This window comes from Sagittula salina (assembly GCF_017813235.1).
GTDB classification, from domain to species: domain Bacteria; phylum Pseudomonadota; class Alphaproteobacteria; order Rhodobacterales; family Rhodobacteraceae; genus Sagittula; species Sagittula salina.
The window spans coordinates 203,912-223,403 of record NZ_JAGISH010000008.1; the positions used below are offsets into that span (position 1 = coordinate 203,912).

At 62.0% G+C, this 19,492-nt stretch carries 17 protein-coding genes; 9 read left to right on the forward strand and 8 right to left on the reverse strand.

Annotated elements, in window-relative coordinates:
- Positions 1-152: 152 nt before the first annotated feature.
- Genes hisS through hisG form a run of 3 tightly spaced genes read left to right on the forward strand, consistent with a single transcriptional unit; the run spans position 153 to position 3,417 of the window.
- Entirely contained in the window at positions 153-1,625 is a 1,473-nt protein-coding gene (hisS, locus tag J5474_RS15395) for a histidine--tRNA ligase (RefSeq protein ID WP_209361802.1), read from the forward strand.
- The gene (locus J5474_RS15400) at positions 1,622-2,725 is read left to right on the forward strand and encodes an ATP phosphoribosyltransferase regulatory subunit (RefSeq protein ID WP_342454050.1); all 1,104 of its coding nucleotides are present in this window, start codon (positions 1,622-1,624) and stop codon (positions 2,723-2,725) included. The genes hisS and J5474_RS15400 overlap by 4 nt, the downstream gene beginning before the upstream one ends.
- The gene (hisG, locus tag J5474_RS15405) at positions 2,722-3,417 is read left to right on the forward strand and encodes an ATP phosphoribosyltransferase (RefSeq protein WP_209361804.1); all 696 of its coding nucleotides are present in this window, start codon (positions 2,722-2,724) and stop codon (positions 3,415-3,417) included. Before J5474_RS15400 ends, hisG begins: the two co-directional genes overlap by 4 nt.
- A 75-nt stretch (positions 3,418-3,492) precedes the next feature.
- Here the strand turns inward: hisG and yghU are convergent, their stop codons facing one another.
- The gene (gene yghU, locus J5474_RS15410; RefSeq protein ID WP_209361805.1) at positions 3,493-4,329 is read right to left on the reverse strand and encodes a glutathione-dependent disulfide-bond oxidoreductase; all 837 of its coding nucleotides are present in this window, start codon (positions 4,327-4,329) and stop codon (positions 3,493-3,495) included.
- A gap of 58 nt (positions 4,330-4,387) precedes the next feature.
- Between yghU and J5474_RS15415 the strand changes: the two genes are divergently transcribed.
- Positions 4,388-4,885, forward strand: coding sequence for a YdcF family protein (locus tag J5474_RS15415; RefSeq protein WP_209361806.1), 498 nt, complete (start codon positions 4,388-4,390; stop codon positions 4,883-4,885).
- A gap of 314 nt (positions 4,886-5,199) precedes the next feature.
- Here J5474_RS15415 and J5474_RS15420 read toward each other — a convergent pair whose 3' ends face one another.
- Entirely contained in the window at positions 5,200-5,628 is a 429-nt protein-coding gene (locus tag J5474_RS15420) for a DUF1489 family protein (protein ID WP_209361807.1), read from the reverse strand.
- A gap of 348 nt (positions 5,629-5,976) precedes the next feature.
- Here J5474_RS15420 and J5474_RS15425 point away from each other — a divergent pair, with 348 nt between their 5' ends.
- Complete coding sequence (locus tag J5474_RS15425; protein ID WP_209361808.1) at positions 5,977-6,774, forward strand: MHYT domain-containing protein; 798 nt, start codon at positions 5,977-5,979, stop codon at positions 6,772-6,774.
- A 329-nt stretch (positions 6,775-7,103) separates the two neighbouring features.
- Positions 7,104-9,392, forward strand: a complete 2,289-nt coding sequence (locus J5474_RS15430; protein ID WP_209361809.1) for an adenosylcobalamin-dependent ribonucleoside-diphosphate reductase — start codon at positions 7,104-7,106, stop codon at positions 9,390-9,392.
- A 562-nt stretch (positions 9,393-9,954) separates the two neighbouring features.
- Here J5474_RS15430 and J5474_RS15435 read toward each other — a convergent pair.
- The 4 genes from J5474_RS15435 to J5474_RS15450 all read right to left on the reverse strand — a co-directional run bounded on the left by J5474_RS15435 (position 9,955) and on the right by J5474_RS15450 (position 12,746).
- The gene (locus J5474_RS15435; protein ID WP_209361810.1) at positions 9,955-10,353 is read right to left on the reverse strand and encodes a hypothetical protein; all 399 of its coding nucleotides are present in this window, start codon (positions 10,351-10,353) and stop codon (positions 9,955-9,957) included.
- Positions 10,343-10,693: a hypothetical protein gene (locus J5474_RS15440; protein WP_209361811.1), complete on the reverse strand. Its 351-nt coding sequence runs from the start codon at positions 10,691-10,693 to the stop codon at positions 10,343-10,345. Before J5474_RS15440 ends, J5474_RS15435 begins: the two co-directional genes overlap by 11 nt.
- A 320-nt stretch (positions 10,694-11,013) precedes the next feature.
- Positions 11,014-11,427: a hypothetical protein gene (locus tag J5474_RS15445; RefSeq protein ID WP_209361812.1), complete on the reverse strand. Its 414-nt coding sequence runs from the start codon at positions 11,425-11,427 to the stop codon at positions 11,014-11,016.
- Between the two features lie 878 nt (positions 11,428-12,305).
- Positions 12,306-12,746: a hypothetical protein gene (locus J5474_RS15450; protein ID WP_209361813.1), complete on the reverse strand. Its 441-nt coding sequence runs from the start codon at positions 12,744-12,746 to the stop codon at positions 12,306-12,308.
- Positions 12,747-12,895: 149 nt separating this feature from the next.
- Between J5474_RS15450 and J5474_RS15455 the strand changes: the two genes are divergently transcribed.
- On the forward strand, positions 12,896-14,152 hold the full coding sequence (locus tag J5474_RS15455) for a hypothetical protein (RefSeq protein WP_209361814.1): 1,257 nt from the start codon (positions 12,896-12,898) through the stop codon (positions 14,150-14,152).
- Positions 14,153-14,335: 183 nt separating this feature from the next.
- Here J5474_RS15455 and J5474_RS15460 read toward each other — a convergent pair whose 3' ends face one another.
- Complete coding sequence (locus tag J5474_RS15460; protein ID WP_209361815.1) at positions 14,336-15,589, reverse strand: hypothetical protein; 1,254 nt, start codon at positions 15,587-15,589, stop codon at positions 14,336-14,338.
- Positions 15,573-16,262, reverse strand: a complete 690-nt coding sequence (locus J5474_RS15465; protein WP_209361816.1) for a hypothetical protein — start codon at positions 16,260-16,262, stop codon at positions 15,573-15,575. Before J5474_RS15465 ends, J5474_RS15460 begins: the two co-directional genes overlap by 17 nt.
- An 849-nt stretch (positions 16,263-17,111) precedes the next feature.
- Here J5474_RS15465 and J5474_RS15470 point away from each other — a divergent pair.
- Together J5474_RS15470 and J5474_RS15475 are read left to right on the forward strand one after the other, a co-directional pair.
- Positions 17,112-18,458, forward strand: coding sequence for an SNIPE associated domain-containing protein (locus tag J5474_RS15470; protein ID WP_209361817.1), 1,347 nt, complete (start codon positions 17,112-17,114; stop codon positions 18,456-18,458).
- Between the two features lie 444 nt (positions 18,459-18,902).
- Positions 18,903-19,475: a hypothetical protein gene (locus J5474_RS15475; protein WP_209361818.1), complete on the forward strand. Its 573-nt coding sequence runs from the start codon at positions 18,903-18,905 to the stop codon at positions 19,473-19,475.
- The last annotated feature ends 17 nt before the right edge of the window (positions 19,476-19,492 follow it).

Here is a 19,492-nt window from a genome sequence, read left to right on the forward strand (position 1 = left end):
GCTCCTTCGACGTTGCGACCATGGCGGCCTGTTGTGTCACTAAGGACGCCTGGGCGGCGCTTCAAGGGGCGCTCTGGCTCCGGGCTTGCTTGCCGATGGGCGGCGGAGCGGCTAGAGGGAGCGCGACGGATAAAACAGCCGGACGTTGACCAATGGCCAAAGAGAAGAAGACCCCGCGCCCCAAGGCAGAGACGCCGAAGGGATTCCGCGATTACTTCGGGACCGAGGTGACGGAGCGCGCAGAGATGCTGCGCGCCATCGCGGCGGTGTACCATCGCTACGGTTTCGAGGCGCTGGAATCGTCCGGCGTGGAGACGGTGGAGGCACTGGGCAAGTTCCTGCCCGATGTGGACCGCCCGAACGAGGGTGTCTTTGCCTGGCTGGACGAGGACGAGAAGTGGATGGCGCTGCGCTACGACCTGACGGCGCCGCTGGCGCGGGTCTACGCGCAGCATCGCAACGACCTGCCGCTGCCCTACCGGCGCTACGCCATGGGGCCGGTCTGGCGCAACGAAAAGCCGGGGCCGGGGCGCTATCGCCAGTTCTACCAGTGCGATGCGGACACCGTGGGCGCGGCATCGGTGGCGGCTGACGCGGAGATCTGCGCACTGCTGGCGGATTGCCTTGAAATCGTGGGGATTCCGCGCGGGGATTACCTGGTCCGGGTGAACAACCGGAAGGTCCTGAATGGCGTGCTCGAATGCATGGGGCTGACCGATGACGCTCAGCGTGACGCCGTGCTGCGTACCATCGACAAATTCGACAAGGTGGGCGAAGGCGGCGTGCGCGAGCTGCTGGGCAAAGGGCGGCTGGACGTGTCGGGCGCCTATATCGATGGCGTGGGCCTGTCGGACGAGCAGGCCGAGCCGGTGATCGCTTTCCTGACCTCCGGGCGACTGGAGACTTCCGAGACGCTGGCCAATCTGCGCACCGCCATCGGTGAAAGCAAGGTCGGCGCCGAGGGCGTGGCCGAGCTGGAAGAGATTGCCACGCTGCTGGAGGCCCAGGGCTACGGGCCGGATCGCATCGTCATCGATCCGTCGGTGGTGCGGGGCTTGGGTTACTACACCGGGCCGGTGTTCGAGGCGGAACTGACCTTCGAGATCCTCGACGAGAAGGGCCGCAAGCGGCAGTTCGGGTCCGTTGCGGGGGGCGGGCGGTACGACGACCTGGTGAAGCGGTTCACCGGGCAGGCGGTGCCCGCGACGGGCGTTTCCATCGGCGTCGACCGTCTGCTGGCGGCACTGCGCGAGAAGGGCCGCATCGGCGGCACCGAACAGGGGCCCGTGGTCGTCACCGTCATGGACAAGGCGCGCATGGCCGACTACCAGGCCATGGTCGCGGAACTGCGGCAGGCGGGCATCCGGGCGGAGGTCTACCTCGGCAACCCGAAGAACTTTGGCAACCAGTTGAAATACGCGGACAAGCGCCTCTCGCCTGTCGCCGTCATCGAGGGCGGCGACGAAAAGGAGCGCGGCGTGGTGCAGATCAAGGACCTGATCCTTGGTGCGAAGCTGGCAGAAGATGCGAGCCTTGAGGAATGGAAGGAGCGCCCCAGCCAGTACGAGATTCCGCGTGGCGATCTGGTGGTGAAGGTGCGCGAGATCCTGGGGCTGTATTCGTGAGTCTGCCATTGATCCGGGCAAAGGCCGAGGCGCTGAAAGCGCGTTTTGCCGCGTCAGGGGCGGCGCCGGTCGACTGCGCGGTGCTGCAACCGGCGGAAATCTTGCTGGACCTCTACGGCGAGGACGTGCGCACGCGGGCCTTCGTCACCACGGACCCGGTACGGGGCGAGGTGGTGCTTCGGCCCGATTTTACTGTGCCCGTCGTCCAGATGCACATGGCCGAAGGCGCGGAGCCCGCGCGCTACACCTACGCGGGCGAGGTCTTTCGCCGGCAGGAGGCGCACCCGGAGCGCGCCTCCGAGTATTTTCAGGTCGGCTACGAAGTCTTTGACCGAAATGGTGCGGCCGCGGACGCAGAGGTCTTTGCCCTGTTCGCAGAAGTGCTGGAACCCTACGGGCTGCGTCCGGTGACTGGCGATATAGGAATCCTGACGGCGGCGGTGCAGGGGCTCGACACCTCTGCCGCGCGACGGGCGGCCCTGATGCGGCATATCTGGCGGCCGCGGCGCTTCAGGGCGCTTCTGGACCGCTACTCGGGACGTGCGCCCATGCCTGCATCACGCGCGGCGCTCTTGGCCGCGTCTGACCCGATGGCCGGTGCCGGTCCGATGATCGGCCTGCGCAGCGAGGCGGAGATCCGGCAACGCGTCGAGCTTTTGCGGCTCGACGCAGAGGAGCCGACGCTTTCGGCCGAGCAGGTGACGCTGATCGACGCGCTGATGCGGGTCTCCGAGGCGTGTCCCTACGCGCTCGAGCGCATGCGCGACATCGCCGTGGACATGCCCGCCATCGCCCCGGCGGTAGAGGCCTATGACGCCCGCTGCGAAGCGCTGGCGGCGCGCGGGGTGGACGTGGCGCGGCTGGCCTTCGACGCGGGCTATGGCCGGTCGTCGATGGAATATTACGACGGCTTCGTCTTTGGATTTATCTGCCCGCAGAGACCCGACTGGCCGCCGGTGGCCACCGGCGGCCGCTACGACGCGCTGACGCGGCAACTGGGGCAGGGGCGCGAGATCCCGGCGGTGGGCGCGGTGATCCGCCCCGGCCTGCTGGTGGAGCTCGACGCGCGCGACGGGCGAGGGCCGGAGGTGGGCGCATGACGATCAAGCTGGGCGTGCCGTCCAAAGGGCGGCTGATGGAGAAGACCTTTGACTGGTTCGGGGCGCGCGGTGTGTCGCTGTCGCGGACCGGGTCGGAGCGCGAGTATTCCGGTGCGGTCGAGGGCATCGAAGGCGTCGAATTGGTGCTGCTGAGCGCCGGCGAGATCCCGCGCGAACTGGCCGCCGGGCGCATCCATCTCGGTGTCACCGGCATCGACCTCGTGCAGGAAAAGCTGGTGCAATGGGATCAGAAGGTTCAGGTTCTGGCAGAGCTGGGCTTTGGTCACGCCGACCTGATCGTGGCGGTGCCTGCCTGCTGGGTTGACGTGAACACGCTCGATGATCTGGATGCGGCGGCGGCGGCTTTCCGGGCGCGGCACGGGTTCCGTATGCGGATCGCGACAAAGTACCACCGGCTGGTGCGAGCCTATCTGCACGCGGGCGGCGTGGCGGACTACCAGTTGGTGGACAGTCAGGGCGCGACCGAGGGCACGGTGAAGAACCTCACGGCAGAGGCCATCGCGGACATCACGTCCTCGGGTGAAACACTGCGCGCCAACCACCTGAAATTGCTGGCGGAGGCGCCCGTCCTGCGGTCGCAGGCGACGCTGTTCCGGTCGCGGGTGGCACAGCTGAGCGAAGCGGATCGGGGCGTACTGCGGGCGCTCTGCGCGCAGTTGGGCGTCGAGTAACCTTCACGGGCAGGGACGACCTCTGAATCGGGGATGTTCGGGAACGGGCGGGGCGTCGACCCCGCCCTTTTGCGTTCAGCCGTTCAGAACCTTGTCGATGTCCGCTGCGGAATGCCGGTTCTCGACAAGGCCATCGCCCACGCGGTTGACGATGCGCCCGCGCTGCACGGCGGGGCGGTCAAGGACCTGATCGGCCCAGCGAAGCAGGTTCTTGTAGCTGCCCACGTCGAGGAATTCGCCGGCGTCATAGCTTTCGCCATGCACGGTACGACCGTACCACGGCCAGATCGCCATGTCGGCGATGGTGTAATGATCCCCGACCATGAACTCGTTTTCCGCCAGGTGACGATCGAGCACGTCCATCTGGCGCTTCACCTCCATGGTGAACCGGTTGATCGGGTATTCCCACTTCTCCGGCGCGTAGGCGTAGAAATGGCCGAAGCCGCCGCCGAGGTAGGGGGCGGAGCCCATCTGCCAGAACAGCCAGGACAGCATTTCGGCGCGCATCTCGCGCGGGCCGAGGAAGGCGTCGAATTTTTCCGCCAGGTGCATCAGGATGGCGGCGGATTCGAAGACCCGAACGGGCGTATCGCCGGAGCGGTCGACCAGCGCCGGGATTTTTGAATTCGGGTTTGCCGCTACGAATCCGGAGCCGAACTGATCGCCATCGCCGATCCGGACGAGCCATGCGTCGTATTCGGCGGCGTGGCCGGCGGCGAGAAGCTCCTCGAAGAGGATGGTGACCTTCTGGCCGTTCGGCGTGCCCATGGAGTAGAGCTGATAGGGGTGATCGCCCACCGGCAGGTCCTTGTCGTGGGTGGCGCCGGCGATGGGGCGGTTCAGGTTGGCCCAGGTGCCGCCTGAGGGCTTTTCCCAGGTCCAGACTTTGGGGGGCGTGTAGATGTCGGTCATGGTGTCTCCTGTCGCTTGGGGCGCAAGGTAGCGGATGGAACGCGGGATGGAAGGGCAGATGGAAGAGAGGACCTGTGCGCTGGTGCTGGGGGCGATGGTGCGGGAAGGCGGGGTGGCCTCGCCCGCGCTGAGGCGACGGGCGGAACACGCCGCCGCCCTGTTCCAGGCAGGACGGGTGGCGCGGGTGGTCTGCTCCGGTGCGGAACGCTGGCATGCGCCGTCGGAGGCACGGATCGCGGCGATGGTCTGCGCGGAGGCGGGCGTGCCGGAGGCCGCGCTGGCGCTGGAGGAAGCGGCGCGCACCACGCTGGAGAACCTCGTGCTGTCGCGCCCGCTGCTGGCAGGCTTTGCCCGGGTGGTGATCGTCACGGACCGCTTTCATGCGCCGCGCGCGCGCCTGCTGGCGGAGCGGATTGGGCTGGTGGCGGAGGTCTCCAGCCCGGCATATCGCCCGCCGGTGACACAGCGATTGGTCGCGTCACGGTTGCGGGAAGCTGGCGCGCTGGCATGGTCTTGGGCAAGCGGGGAAGGACGCGGACACGATGGCAAGAGGTGAACCGGTCCACCATTTATTTTCCTGAATCCAGTTATTTAAGGGCTTGTCCGGGGACTCGTCGTCAGGGTAGAGACGGTGCATACAATAAAAAAAGTCAAGGCAGTAACAGGCAAGTGTGTGGTGATCGTTCTAGGCGATCTCCTCAGGCTTGTGCCGGAAACGGCGCAATCTCTCTCTCATGTGTTGGCCATCGGGCCGGGCTTTGCCCGGCTCGATGCGCTATTTGGGGCGTGGGTGCGTGTCCGTTGGCCTGCCACAGTCGGGGCGGGTAAAAATCAAGATCGCTACGCACAGTGATTGCGTTCTGGCTGCTGCTAAAGGATGCCGATTTCCGCCAGAGCGTTGGCGAGCTCTGGGGGAAGGGTTTCTTCGGACGCGCGATGCGCGGGCAGATCGGCGGGAGCGTCCTGGGGTGCGAGGTAGCGCCACCCCTGAAAGGCGCGGCGCGGCGCGGTGGTGGTGCGGATCACTTCCGGGTCGAGCACGATGGCGCAGCGGTCGATCCCGTCCTGCCCGGTGACCGGGTCCAGCCGCAGGATGCGCTGGCGCGCCTGTACCAGCCCCTTGATGACCCAGAAGATCGAGCCGCCGTTCAACACTTCCTTTTTGCGCTTCGGCCACATGCGGGTGACGTGGCGGGGCAACCCTTCGGGCCAGCGCGGCGCCATGGAGGCCTGCCAAGCGGCGAGATCCTCCACCGTCTCCGTGCCGACTGAGAGCTTGATGAGGTGGGTGGTGGTCATGGGCTGTCCCCGTGTGGCGAGTGACAGAGGATAGGGGCAGGGCGGGAGTGCTTCAAGGTGGCGCGGCGCAGGACGGAACGTCGAGGCCGGTCTGGTAACGCCGCCCGGCTCAGATGCCGCCGTGGGGCCGGCATGGTCGGAGAATCATCTGCTCAGGCATTTACTCCGGGCTTCGGAAATAGGTTGCGCAGACAACGGCTTGACTGGGTTTCTGCTGGGTTTTCCGGAAATCCGGGTTTGCGGGCGTTAATTGCGGAAAGAGGCATGTACTAATACGAATTTGCCACAAATACGCCTTTATCGCAGACGATCCCGAGGGCAGGTGATCAAGATGTGAGACTATGAGTCATGTTTGGAAATATTTTGCACGGCGTCCTCGAAACGGAAGCGGGATTCGTCCTCGCCGCCGCCGCGGTGTGTAGCTTGACGGCGGCCACGCTGATATTGCTGATGCGGTATTCGCACCTCGCGACCCCGTCTCAGCGTATGTACGGCGCATTCTGGATCGCGGTGATCGCCGGGGTCGGCGTCTGGACGACGCATTTCGTGGCAATGATCGGCTACCGGCCCGACGCCGCGCTGACCTACGATCTGACACTCACGATCGTGTCGATCTTCATCGGGATCATCTTTGTCGGTGTGCCCTTCGCGTCGACTGAATTTCTCTACACAAGGTTCCAGCGTGCGTGCCTTGGAGTCCTGAGCGGCCTTGGCGTGGCGGCGATGCACATGACCGGGATGACGGCCGTGCAGAATTGCCTCGCCACCTATAATCCCTTCATCCTGTTCACGGGCATCATGGTTTCCGTCCTCAGCCTTGGCTGGGCCCTGACACGCAGCCGCGCCAATGCACTCGGGCTTATGAAGACGGCGGGCGGTATCGTCGTCGGCGTCTGTGCTCTGCATTTCCTCGCGATGTCGAGCGTGTCGCTGGAGGTGCTTGACACCGTGACCATGGGACTCGGCGATGCGACTTTTGCCATCTTTGTCTTCGTGGTGGCGCTCGGGGTCTTTGCTGCAGCCTTCATTGGCACGCTCAACCATCGCCGCTCGCTGGCGTCGCTCTGCAGCAACTACGCGACGAGTTTCGTCATGGAGCAGGGCGATCTGCGCGAGCTGCGTCTGTCCTTGCGTACCGAGAACTGAGCTTCCCGCCGCGGGCGGCAGGCTCTTCCATACGTTCCGGATCCGCTTGATCCCTGATCAATCCGCCAGCCGGCCTCACTGCGCAGCAGGAGTGCCGGCTGCGCTGTTTTCAAGGTGCCGGAAAACGGCAGGTGCTGCCGTCGCAGGGGTGTCACAGGCGTGTCACAGGCGGGGCGAAAAGCCAATCGGCTGTTCAGCCGCGAAGCAGGATGTGGTATGGATCGGGTTCCCTTGGGTCGAAATCTGGTGGATTTCAACCGAACGGCTTGTGGAATCAATTCCGGCTGGGGTAACTGGCCGCTCTTTCCGAACTTGGAGTCCTGCTGCACATGACCCGCTTTGCTGCCCCCATCGCCGAACAGATCTGGGATATGAAATACCGCCTGAAGGAAGCCGATGGCGCCCCGGTCGACAAATCGGTCGAGGACACCTGGCGCCGCATCGCGCGCAGCCTCGCGCAGGCAGAGACGGACCCCAAGACCTGGGAAGAGAGGTTTTACACTGCGCTGGAAGATTTCAAGTACCTGCCCGCCGGACGCATCACCGCCGGGGCGGGGACCGATCGGTCCGTGACCCTGTTCAACTGCTTTGTCATGGGGACGATTCCGGACACGATGGCGGGCATCTTCGACATGTTGAAAGAAGCCGCGCTGACCATGCAGCAGGGTGGCGGGATCGGCTACGATTTTTCCACCATCCGGCCGAAGGGTGCGCCGGTGGCGGGTGTGGCGGCGGATGCCTCGGGCCCGCTGTCCTTCATGGACGTGTGGGACGCCATGTGCCGCACGATCATGTCGGCGGGCTCGCGTCGAGGCGCGATGATGGCGACCATGCGCTGCGATCACCCGGACGTGGAACAATTCATCGCCGCCAAGGCGGATTCGGCCCGTCTGCGCATGTTCAACCTTTCGGTGCTGGTCACCGACGACTTCATGGAGGCGGTGAAGGCGGACGGCCCGTGGGAACTTCAGTTCGACGGTGTGGTGTATCACACCCTGCAGGCGCGCGACCTGTGGAACCGCATCATGAAGGCGACCTATGATTACGCCGAGCCGGGGGTGATCTTCATCGACCGGATCAACAAGGCGAACAACCTGTCCTATTGCGAGACCATCGCGGCGACCAACCCCTGCGGGGAGCAGCCACTGCCGCCCTACGGCGCCTGCCTTCTTGGGTCCGTGAACCTTGCGCGGCTGGTTGCGGAACCGTTTTCGGACGCCGCGCATCTGGACGAGGAGAAGCTGTCCGAGCTGGTTGCCTGCGCCATCCGCATGATGGACAACGTGGTGGACGTGTCGCGCTTTCCGCTGCCCCAGCAGGCCGAGGAGGCGCAGAACAAGCGCCGGATCGGCCTCGGGGTGACGGGGCTGGCGGACGCGCTGCTGATGTGCGGCCAGCGCTACGGCACCGAAGAGGCGGCGCAGGTGGCTGAACGCTGGCTGAAGGCCATCGCGCGGGCCTCCTACCTGGCCTCCGTGGATCTGGCGAAGGAGAAGGGTGCCTTCCCGTTGTTCGACGCCGAGAAGTACCTGGCGTCGGGCAACATGATGCAGATGGACGAGGACGTGCGGTCCGCGGTGCGCGAACACGGTATCCGCAACGCGCTGGTGACCTCGATCGCGCCGACGGGGACGATCTCGCTCTATGCAGGCAACGTGTCCTCGGGGATCGAGCCGGTCTTTGCCTATGCCTACACCCGCAAGGTGCTGCAGAAGGACGGCACCCGGACCGAGGAAGAGGTGGTCGACTACGCGGTGAAGATGTACCGCGAACTGCACGGCGAGGACGCGGAACTGCCCGACTACTTCGTGAACGCGCAGACACTGGCCCCGCTCGATCACGTGCGGATGCAGGCGGCGGCGCAGAAATGGGTGGATTCGTCCATTTCGAAGACGATCAATTGCCCGGAGGACATTTCCTTCGAGGATTTCAAGGAGGTCTACATGGCCGCCTACGAATCCGGCTGCAAGGGCTGCACCACCTACCGCCCGAACGACGTGACCGGCTCTGTCCTGTCGGTGTCGGAGGAGAAGAAATCGCCCGAGATGGTAGCGAACACCGATGCGGAGCCGATGGCGCCGCATGGCGATGTCATCTACATGGCGGAGCCGCTCGACCGGCCCGAATACCTGGAGGGCAACACCTACAAGCTGAAGTGGCCTGACAGCGAGCACGCCATCTACCTGACCATCAATGACATTATCGTTTCGGGTCACCGGCGGCCCTTCGAGGTCTTCATCAACTCCAAGAACATGGAACACTATGCCTGGACGCTGGCGCTGACGCGAATGATCTCTGCGGTGTTCCGGCGCGGCGGGGACGTATCGTTTGTCGTTGAGGAGCTGAAGGCGGTCTTCGACCCGCGCGGCGGCGCTTGGGTGCAGGGCAAATACATCCCGTCAATCCTCGCGGCCATTGGCGGCGTGATCGAGCGTCACCTCGTGGCGATCGGCTTCCTTGAAGGCGAGGGCATGGGCTTGAAGTCGGATCCGACGGCAAAGGTCGTGGGCTTGGACGCTCCTCGTGGCAAGTCATGCCCATCGTGCGGGCAGTTCTCCATGATGATGGTCGAAGGCTGCATGACGTGCTCCTCGTGCGGTCACTCCAAGTGCGGATAATCGCGGGCGTGAATTGGTGTGTGTTTTTACGGGCGTAGTTATGCCAAAATCCGTGAATTCGCCTGCCAAGGGTCGGGACTTGTATTGCCAGGAGTCCGTTAAGGATTGAAATCACTGGGTTTCTTGAGAACGCGTATCCAAGCCTGTTTTGGTGGGAAAATGCTGCCGTGACAGTCCTGCTGGCAGGTCCCCCCTGAGTTCTCCGACATGAGTAAAAGTTCGGCCCGCTTCCCCTCCGGGAGGCGGGCCGTTTTTCCTTGTCAGTTTCTGCTTTTATGGGGCCCATGGCCTCGCTGCCCGCGTGGCAACGGGGGTCTTTTTCCTACAGCATTTCCGATCCACGGTGTCGGTAGTCGGCGCTCCGGGTCATTTATTGCCCAAGGCGGAGCATGTTGGGTGATTTTGACGCGCTACATGAGAGCGTTTCGCGCCTGAGGCAGATGGAGACAGGACACGGTTTCCAGAAACCTGATCGGAAGGCGTAAGTTGGCTGTGTGCCGAACCCGACAGGAGGAAAGAAGGGCGGCTTTCGCCGCCCTTTTCCGAAGTGCCTGCGAATTGCCTATGGGGATCGCCAGCGTCGCAACGCACCCTCGATGCGCGCGTAGGCCTGGATGACCTCGTGCCTCGAGTGATGGCCGTCGCAAAACTGATGGCCGTAGGTGTCTGCGCGGGTATCTTCGATCGTGTAGCCGAGCGCGAGAAACGCCTCGTGCGCCGCCTCGGTCAGCGGCGCCGGGTGTCTCGGCGAAGTGATGACGGTCACGCCGGCGATCTGCCGACCGATCTGGGTGTAGTGCCGGTCCACCCAGACATGGACACGAGAAAGGCTGTGCATCTCGATGAGCCACAGCGTTACGTCGCAGATGTCCTGCTCCAACCCGAACTCGTCAGGATAGACGCTCAGGCGGCGCTGGCGCGCCACCTGAAGGGCACAACGTGCCCCGGTCTCAGTCGGCATGTCGGAACCGAGCGAGAAGATCGCTGACGCGCGCGCCGTGCCACCGTGTCATGTCGGAGGCTGGTAGGCCTCGCTCATGACCGATCCGGTCGAGCGAAGACGATGCCTGATCGGCCAGGATACGCCGAATGTCCCGCAGCGCGGCCTCGACGGCATCTGTATCCGGGATCGGCTGCCCGAAGGCGCCATGCAGGTCACAGAGCGCGGCGAAGCCGCTCGGATCATCGAGTGCGTCGAGCAGGTCGCAGAGGCTCGCGCCGTGGCGGCGGAGGTGCTGCTCCACCGCATATGCGGCGCCGAGACGGGCCTCGGCAGTGTCGAGGGTGGCGGTGTTGAGCATGATGTTCTCCCTTTCATGCGATGCGGAAACGGTGCTGGTGTGCCTATTCTTCGGCGTCATATTCCGTCGCGGGGAGATGTTTGGGCGTTGGCAGGGTCCTTTCGGATGGTTGTGATGACTGGTCTTGGGTGCTGGTGACGAGAAAATTAGTCGTTCGTCGGCATAACGAAGAAGAAATCTGCCAGGCGCAGGATTTTTTTCGGCTGTCGCGCCGCACCGCCGGCGAAGTTTCAAGGCGGTGCAAGGTTGGGCATCGATCCTTGCTTCCGTCTGACAGTGCGGCGCCGACCTTGCAAACCGAGCATGGCCGGCGCCGTAGTTCACGCCGCGTCCTGGGCCTGGAGAGCGAGCGCCAGCGCGTCCCGCTCGTCGTCCCGTTCGCCGATCTCGACCAGAAGGTCATAGAGCCGGTCGGTGAGCAGGCAGAGCTCTTCCACTTCCGGACTGGCAGGGTCGAGGAGAACCCAGGACGACAGGTCGGGTTCGAACGCGTCGACCACCGGATCGAGCGACAGGAGCCGATGCAGATCGACGAGTCTGCGCCGCGTCGCCCGATCGAGGCGCGAGGCTTCGCGCAAGCCGGACATGAGGCGCAGGACGCGCGCGATTCCGGACTCACCGTCGATCAGCCCCGCGGCGTTGCATAGAGCCGATCCGTGCTTGTCGAAATGCGCGCGAACGGCAGCGAGTTGCGGATCTACGGACAGGGTCTTCGTTGGGAGCTTGCGCAGCATGGTGGTCCTCCTGTTGGTTGTGCGTCATCTGCCAGTCGTGGCAGCATCAAGCCTGTCCGCCTTTCTTTTCCGATCTTCTCCCCGTGCTCCTGCTTGCGTCGATTGACCGTTGTTCCCGTCTCTCGATTTGGAGATTGGCCAGCCGCCCGCAGAACGAAGAAAAAACTTCGGCTCTCTTCGGCCGTGAGGAGAATCCTCTGCCAGGGTCGTCATTCGGTGTCATGGTGCCGATTGACGACCCTGGCCCCAAGCGCTGTGACACCCCGGCCGGACAGCGGCGTTCCCGTCCGCACCGGACACCTTCCCGGGAGCACCGACAGAGATCATGGAGAGGTGTCTCCGTGAGGTCTGGACAGATATTCTGAGACTACTGGCGGAAAAAATTTCCGTCTGATCTCGACCGTTCCACTTCTTCCCTATGACGGACGGAATGAAGATGCCGTTCGGGACTGCACGATGAGCGAAGAGAAAGGAGGCAGCGAAACCCAGAACCACTGGACGCTCGTGAACTGTGTTATGCATCACCGAAAAGCAGCGCGCTGCGGGGACCTGATCAGTCCCCAGAGGTGGTGGCATCCGCATGAGCGGAAGCAACGACGTGCATCCCGGACAAATTCCCATGCCATCTGTCGGAGAGGGCCGCCTTGGCAGCCTTCGCAGTCCCGGCCGCTGACGGGAGACGACCACGAGCGCGGCGGCGCTCGTTTCTACTTGCCAGAGGAAACATCCCACGCTGATATCGCTACTCAGAATTCCAACAAGATTGGATGGCGCCTCCGGGTGCGACGATCCAAGAACGCCGACGCGCGCAGGGCCTTGGCGGATGTGCCCAGTATATTCTCTGCCGACGCCCCTGGCCGGTGGCTCGGCTTGGCGTGCTATTTTGGAAGCTGCCGCTGCTCGAGCGTCTTGTCGTCGCCATCGGATTTCATGGCGTCGGCGATGAGGTGGTTCACCGTCTCGTCGAAATACGCCGTCACCTCGCGGTGGAGGGTGCGGAACTCCGCGGCGACCGTGCGTTCGAAACCGGCTTGCCGCGCCCGGACCATGACGGTGGTTCGACGTTGCCGGGGATAGCGATAGGGTCGCACCCCGTGCTTGCGGCAGAGCGCCACGAAGATGCGCACCGACCAGACGTCCGGCAGGGAATACTGCAGCTCGATCTCCGGGTCCGCGTCGTCCGCGGTTCCGACATCCAGCCTGGCCTGAAGCCGGTCACGCGCCGCACCGGCCGCGGCCCGTTCGCCGGGGGTGGCACCTCGGGCGAACAGATGCTCGAGCTTGGCAAGTTTCTCGCGGATATCCCTGTCGCTGGTCATGTGATCGCTCCCTTCCTGCGCAGGCCCGATGGCCGGATCACCGACGAAAGGTCAACCCGATCGGCCCTGTCGATGTGGTTCGGCCAAAGGCGCCCGGGTCTTCATCCTGGAACCTGCCTGTGTCAGTCTCGACAGGACAAGAGGATGACATGGCGCGAAACACGACCCACAAATGGGCCTTCAAGCCCGGCATGCGCGCTGGCGCATTCGGCTGGCGCGGCACGGCGAAGGCCACCGCGCGGTTGAAGGCGGCGACGCGCGAGATCAAGGCCGTGCGGAAGAGCGATGCCGTCGCGGCCGGCGAGGGCGTCATCGCGCTCGCGGAACGCATCTGGCCGGCCTTCGAGCATATCGACACCTCCTCCGGCGCGCTCGGCACGGCCGTGGCGCGCACCCTCGAAGACCTGGCCCCGATCCTGATCGACGCCCCGGCGGACGAGAGCACGCGCGCTGCCTGGACGGAGCGGTTGCGCAGGGCCATTCTCGACGACGGCGTCGACTATCTCGCCCCGCTCGCCGACCGTTTCGGCGAGATCGCTCAGGTGCCGTCGGTGATCAACGACCACGCGGATCGCGATCTCGACCTGATCTCGGTCGCATGGGCGGATCACGCCCGCTTCTCGCATGTCCCGAGCGCCACGCTGACCCTCTCCTGCCTGCTCGAGGCAGGCCGCCACGAGGAATTGCTCGCCCTCGTGGACAGCGCCAGGACGCGGCTGTGGTTCCATGAGAAATTCGCGGCCGAGGCGCTTGTCCGCCAGGGCCGCGAGGCCGAGGCCCTGGCGCGCGCCGCGGCGCTGCTCGAAGGGGAACGCATGCCGCCGGGGTATCGTGCCATTGCGCAGTTCTGCGAAACCCTTCTGATCCGTCAAGGCAAGGCGGACGAGGCCTATGCTCGCTATGGCCTGCCGATGACGGTAGGCGGCACGTGGCTGGCGATGTGGCGCGACCTCGTGAAGCGCTACCCTGACAGGGAACCGCGCAGGGTCCTCGAGGACCTGATGGCGCATCACGGACGGAAGGGGAAATGGTTCGCCGCCGCGAAGACCGCCGGATATCTCGACATCGCCCTCGACTGCGCCGCCGACCACGAGGCCGCGCCCGCCACGCTGATCCGCGCCGCCCGGGACTTCGCGCAGAAGGACCCCGCCTTCGCGGCTGGCGTGGCCCTGCATGCCCTAAAGCACCTGCACGCCGACCGAGGTTACGACGCCTCCCCCCTCGACTTCGACGACGCGGTCTCCCACCTCATGACAGCCGCCCGACAGATCGACCGGACGTCATGGGCGCTGGACCAGTTGCGCAGGATCGCCGAGGATGGAAGCGGAGATGACCTGATGGTCAAGCGGCTGCGACTGCTGATCGCGCGGCTGGCAGGAGAGATTGGCGCTTGGACCAATTCATGAGCGCGACGGGCGGAGAGCTGACCTTCGTTGCACACCGCATGAATGGCAGCGATGTGCAGGAAGCGGACCTCACCGAGTCAATCCCCGAGGCGGTCGTGCCTCAGAGCTTAGCCTACCTCCCCGAGAAGAATACGTTCGTCCGAAGCACCCAAAAGAAGCCGGCGAAGGCGATGAAGAGTACCCTCAGTCGGATAGTAATCTTCGCACCTTGGCTCTCTGTGCGGAGTCTTTCGCAGTTCGGTCGAGAGCTTGGCGCAAAACGTTGATCTGGTTCACTGACAGATCCATGTGAACGTCTGAGGCAAAGTCGAATAGGGGAGCGAAGCTGTTGATCCGGGCGAGCGCGTCATCTAGTGAGAGCGCCCCGACCGCCCCACGATTGTTGTTTAGCCATCTGAGCATCTCCAAGGTCCTTTCCACGCTCCCTTGGTGCATAATCTGGCGGAACAAGGCGCTACGAACCTTCGTGGGAACCTTGGCTTCCAGGACCTGACGAGTACGCGACGCTGGCCAATCAGCCTTGATGATACGGAGAGCGATACGCTCGGCTTCGTCGGCACTGCAATTGAACTCGACTGTTTCGATGAAGTCCAATTTCTGTAAAGGGTCATCAAGGTGATCTAGTACGTCCTCGATCGCTCCGGCATGGATGGCTCGGTGCTTGTTGATTTGCTCAGCTCTGCGGAGGATTGAGCTGAAAAGAACATCTCGAGCTCTATCGTTCTTATGCTCCCCCCCTCCGTTCAAAGGCTTATCAATGGGATCCACGTATATCCACTGCGCGTCCAGAGCAACGCTCGGCTGGAGTTTCCCGATCAAGTCTCCAACTGCGTCCCCAAACCTTTGAAAATAGTCATCCACAATAAGTCTGAAAGTGACTTGACCGATCTCGCATTGTAGATCTCCTAGTAGGCCAAATAGCTCTAGAAAGAAATCAAAATTGTCCTCTTCAGCAAAACGAATTAACCTTACGAGAACACGCTGCGTGTACCTCTCATCTAACGGTTTATCTGCAGGATAGTCCCTTCTCAAAGGAGAGAGCAGTATATCCTTCAAGAGTGGGGCCTCGGGGAACGGGGTTCGCTTCAGTTCACCGAGCGGAGTATTCTGGCACTCGAAGGTTTCGACAAAGTCCAAGATCAACTCGACGCGGATCGACCGAATCTTCCTGCGCCTCTGGCGCGTGCGGAGCTCCCGATCACCTTTCTGAAATTTCACTCGCTGCTCAACTGTAATATGAGCGGCGTGATATTGAGCTCCCCTGTCCGTGAGGTAATCGATCTGCTTTCCGGAAAGGTTAATCCCTGTCAGATCAATATTCATGAGAATCCTTTCTGCAGGGATCCCGGAGGTCGCGGCCGCTTTTGCCGCAAGTTCCTTCAAATCCTGGCTGTCAGAGGACAGTACCTCCGCGGCTGCTTCAAGAGCTCTGATCAAGGATTGGGATTGTCGCATCGCAAATTGTCATCTCCGCATAGGGATCATCTATGAGTTGGCCGACGGACAGCCCTTCTGCCAATAGCGCTTCGCGAATTACTCCTCGGGCAATCAGCAAGCGTTCCTTGCTCCCCGGCTTTCCAAACAGCCGCCCCTCTTGCTCTTCGTCCTTGAGCTTGACGTCGTGGATGTCAATGTCTTCACGCAAGCAGCGCACTTCGATGCGAGTAATGGGGGTCATTGCCTTGGTTTCCTCGCGCAAGCGTCTTTCCTCTTCTCGTAAATCAATCAAGGTCAAGCGGGGCTCCGTTTGCACATCAAACACTGGGCCTTTGAGGCAGCCGCCCAGCTCTTCGCCGTTCACGGTCCATGCATCGTGGCCCTCTCGGGAGCGCGTGAACTGCTCATTATAGGAGCTCTTAGAGAGGCTAGAAGTGGTAGATCTTTCGGAAACCGCGCTCAACTCCGCCTCGGCTCCAGCATCGAAGGCGGGGGTTCGGGAGAGGCTAAGCTTAGAGCGAACACTTCCGGAGGATTTCTTCTTCTTAGTTAGCGCAATCTCTTGGGCGCCCATGGGCTTTTGACGCCGCACGCTCGAGCGATCTACGGAGAATCCATCGAGTGGGCGGATGAACACTATTTCACACTGCTTGACCCCGACTTTGAAGGTCACAGCAGTCTCTCTTCCGCCTCCAAGGCGCTCTATGTTGAAACTGACATCCGCGTACAGTGTGAAGCGGCGCGGGTCCTCGGCGGACCGCTGAAACCAAGCATCCACTACAACAAGGCGTTTCAGGCTCCTATGAGTATTGTCCGAGAACTCAGTCCATTGACTTTGGGAGTTGGTCAAGATGATGCCCTCAAAATGCGCCCAATTAAAGCGTAACTGTTTTACGTTTGCACGCAAGAGAGTTAGCGTTCAGCCATATGTTATCACGACAGGGAAAAGGTGCCTTGCTTGGCCGCCCCCCCATTAAGTATTCGGAGCCGTGTTTAAGCTATACCTCCGTCGCTGGTCGCAAGCAGCGACAACTGAGCTGCAAGGGATATGCCCACGGCCGTTGAATGCCCCGCAACGGATGCCAAAGTCCGCGTTGGGGCTAGAATCAGTCATCCGCTGCGCCTGGCGTGAAGGTCGGCTCCGGGCCGGGAGCGGTCATCTGGTTGGCCGCGCCCAGCCGAGCAAGGTCAAGATTCGCGTGCTGCAGCGCCGCATGTTGGCTTCGAGCCCAAACTGATCGTGACCATGCCACGGCTTCGCTGCGGGTGCATTTGTCCGCTCCCAGCCCAAAGTGACCGGGACGAAGCGAGGTTGGCTCTCGTTGTCACACATGCACAAATCGCGCCTCGACTTCCCGGAACCTGACATTCAAGCTGTCAAACGCGGCTGTTTGCCCTCAATGGCGGCAGTGAGCCCAACTTGCATATTCGTTAAAGTCCGGTGAAGGTCTGCAAATCTTCTCCGTGATCGACTACGCTGCACAAGTCCGATTGACAAAAAGACATTGAAAGGTTGCAAACAGTGGACCCCATTACGATTTTCGCAATCGCTTGGTTGCTCCTACCCATCCTTCTTTTGATCCTCTGGCTTCGCGCTCGTGGTGCAAAGAACCGCGCCGAAAAGAGGATTACGGAAGCAGAAGCAACCGCAGACGTGCTCAAGGAAAAATACGCGCCCATTACGGCTGTTGAGGATGAAGTCTCGACACTAAAAGACACGGCGACAGAGATACAGAAGCAAATCGAAGAGACACGTAGCTCTTATTCTGAGAAGCGCGCCACGCTGAAAAAGCTAGAGCAACAAGTCGCGATTTATGATGAAAAGCTCTCTTTCGCGGAGCTGGGCGTCTATGAACCTCATTTCGAGTTCAACGACGCTGACGAATACAAGCAAGAGATCAAAAGTATCCGAGACCGCCAGAAAGTAATGGTCTCGGCAAAAACCTCAACTCTTTGTCCAACTGATTGGCAAGTGGACGGAAGCCGCGCCAAGGGTCAGACGATGATTAACCGCCAGACCCGTTTGACCATGCGGGCTTTCAACAACGAATGTGAAGCCGCGACCGCAAACACACGCTGGAACAACGTCAACGCGATGGAGAAGCGTATTCTCAATGCGGCGACGCAAATCGATAAAGCGAACGAGTCCATGAACCTACGCATCAGTGATCAATATGTCAGCCTCAAGCTGGACGAATTGCACGCGACCCATGAATACCGTGAGCGGCTTAAGGTGGAGAAAGAAGAGCGCGCGGAACTGGCCCGCGCAGAACGGGAAGAGAAAAAGCTGCTGGCGGAAGCTGAAGCGGCAGAGCGTGAAGAGGAACGGTATCAGAAACTCTTAGATAAGGCCCGCTCTGAGGCTGGCGTCGATGAAAGCCGCATTGCGGAGCTTGAAGCGGCCTTGGCCGAAGCTCACGCCACAAGCGAGCGCGCCCGCGCAATGGCTGAGATGACTAAATCTGGCTACGTCTACATCATCTCGAATATCGGTTCCTTTGGCGAGGATGTGGTGAAGATCGGTCTGACCCGGCGGCTTGAACCCGATGACCGTGTGAAAGAGCTTGGCGACGCAAGCGTCCCGTTCGGCTTCGACACACACGCCATGATTTACTCGGATGAAGCCCCCGCCCTCGAAAGCGCTCTACACAAAGAGTTCGCACACCGCCGTGTGAACGCTTCCAACATGCGAAAAGAGTTCTTTCGAGTCGGCTTGGAAGAGGTCCATGACGCTGTAAAACGCCTTGCACCGTCCGCGAGTTTCTTTTCAGACCGAGAGGCGCAGGAATGGCATGAAACCCTCTCCCGCCGCAAAGAGGCGTTGAAGGACTTGGCACGGCCATCAGGCGAATTGCCGGAGGAGATATAGTCGTGAAAGTTGCCATTGGCGACAACAGCAGCGAAAGCTCACTTTGTCCGCACTGCCGACCTTCACTCTCCGAAAATGCTGCGCGGTGGACGAATGGCCGGTTTAGTGAAGCTGCACCGCAGCGCTCGGCAAAGAAGCGAACGGCAGGTGTGGGCCGTGAGTTACGAACCGTGCTGGGTCCACCGGCAATTATGCTGTAAAGCGAACGTCGTGCTGACCCGGGCTTCAGTTGGATTGGCGCACGAAGATTCTCTGGAGTGGTTCTACGTGCTCACTGCTCGAGACCGAGAAACATCAAGCACAAAGATGTCCAAACGCCCTCGCAGTTCATCCGGCAGGCGCTCCTCGATCGCGGCTTGGAGTTGCGATGCAGTCCGATATTTGTGCCGGATCAAGCCGGCGACAGGCCATTCTGGTCCATACCATATGACAAAAAATGATCCCTTGTTCATCGGCGTGCTGATGCACCGAGTAGCGATCTGCAAGCTGAGATTCTGCCGCGGAGAAGAGATCTCGGTGCCACTGTCCCTTGCCATCAATCACGAGCATTCTGGCCTGCCCGCGGACCATTCGCGTCGCCGTGAGGTCACATCGATTACGAGCGCCCAGCTGATGTTCTACAACGTCGTGAATGTCGAAGGAATGCAGGCGGGGCTTGAGCCACGCGGAAACCCGGAACATCGCGCCAACCTCGTCGAGCCGTCCAGTCCCATTGTAAAACTGATCGATCACTCCACTATCACCAGCGCGGATATCCTTCTGCAATTCGTCAAAAAACTCCATCACCAGCGCACGAAGCTGCTCCACACTCGCTGGCAGCCCACCATCCAAGGATGCAGAGATCTCGGCTGGCCCCGGACGAGACGACGTCAACGCCGCCTTGCGGCGAAGATCCGCGCGAATGCTGCGCAGGTCATTGTGCGCAGGGGCTGTAATTTCCTCGGCGAGCAACCTCTCGACAACAGGAAGGGCGACGGTCGGGTCGTCACGGCCAATCTGCCAGACAAGATCACGTAGAAAGCGGTATGATGTTG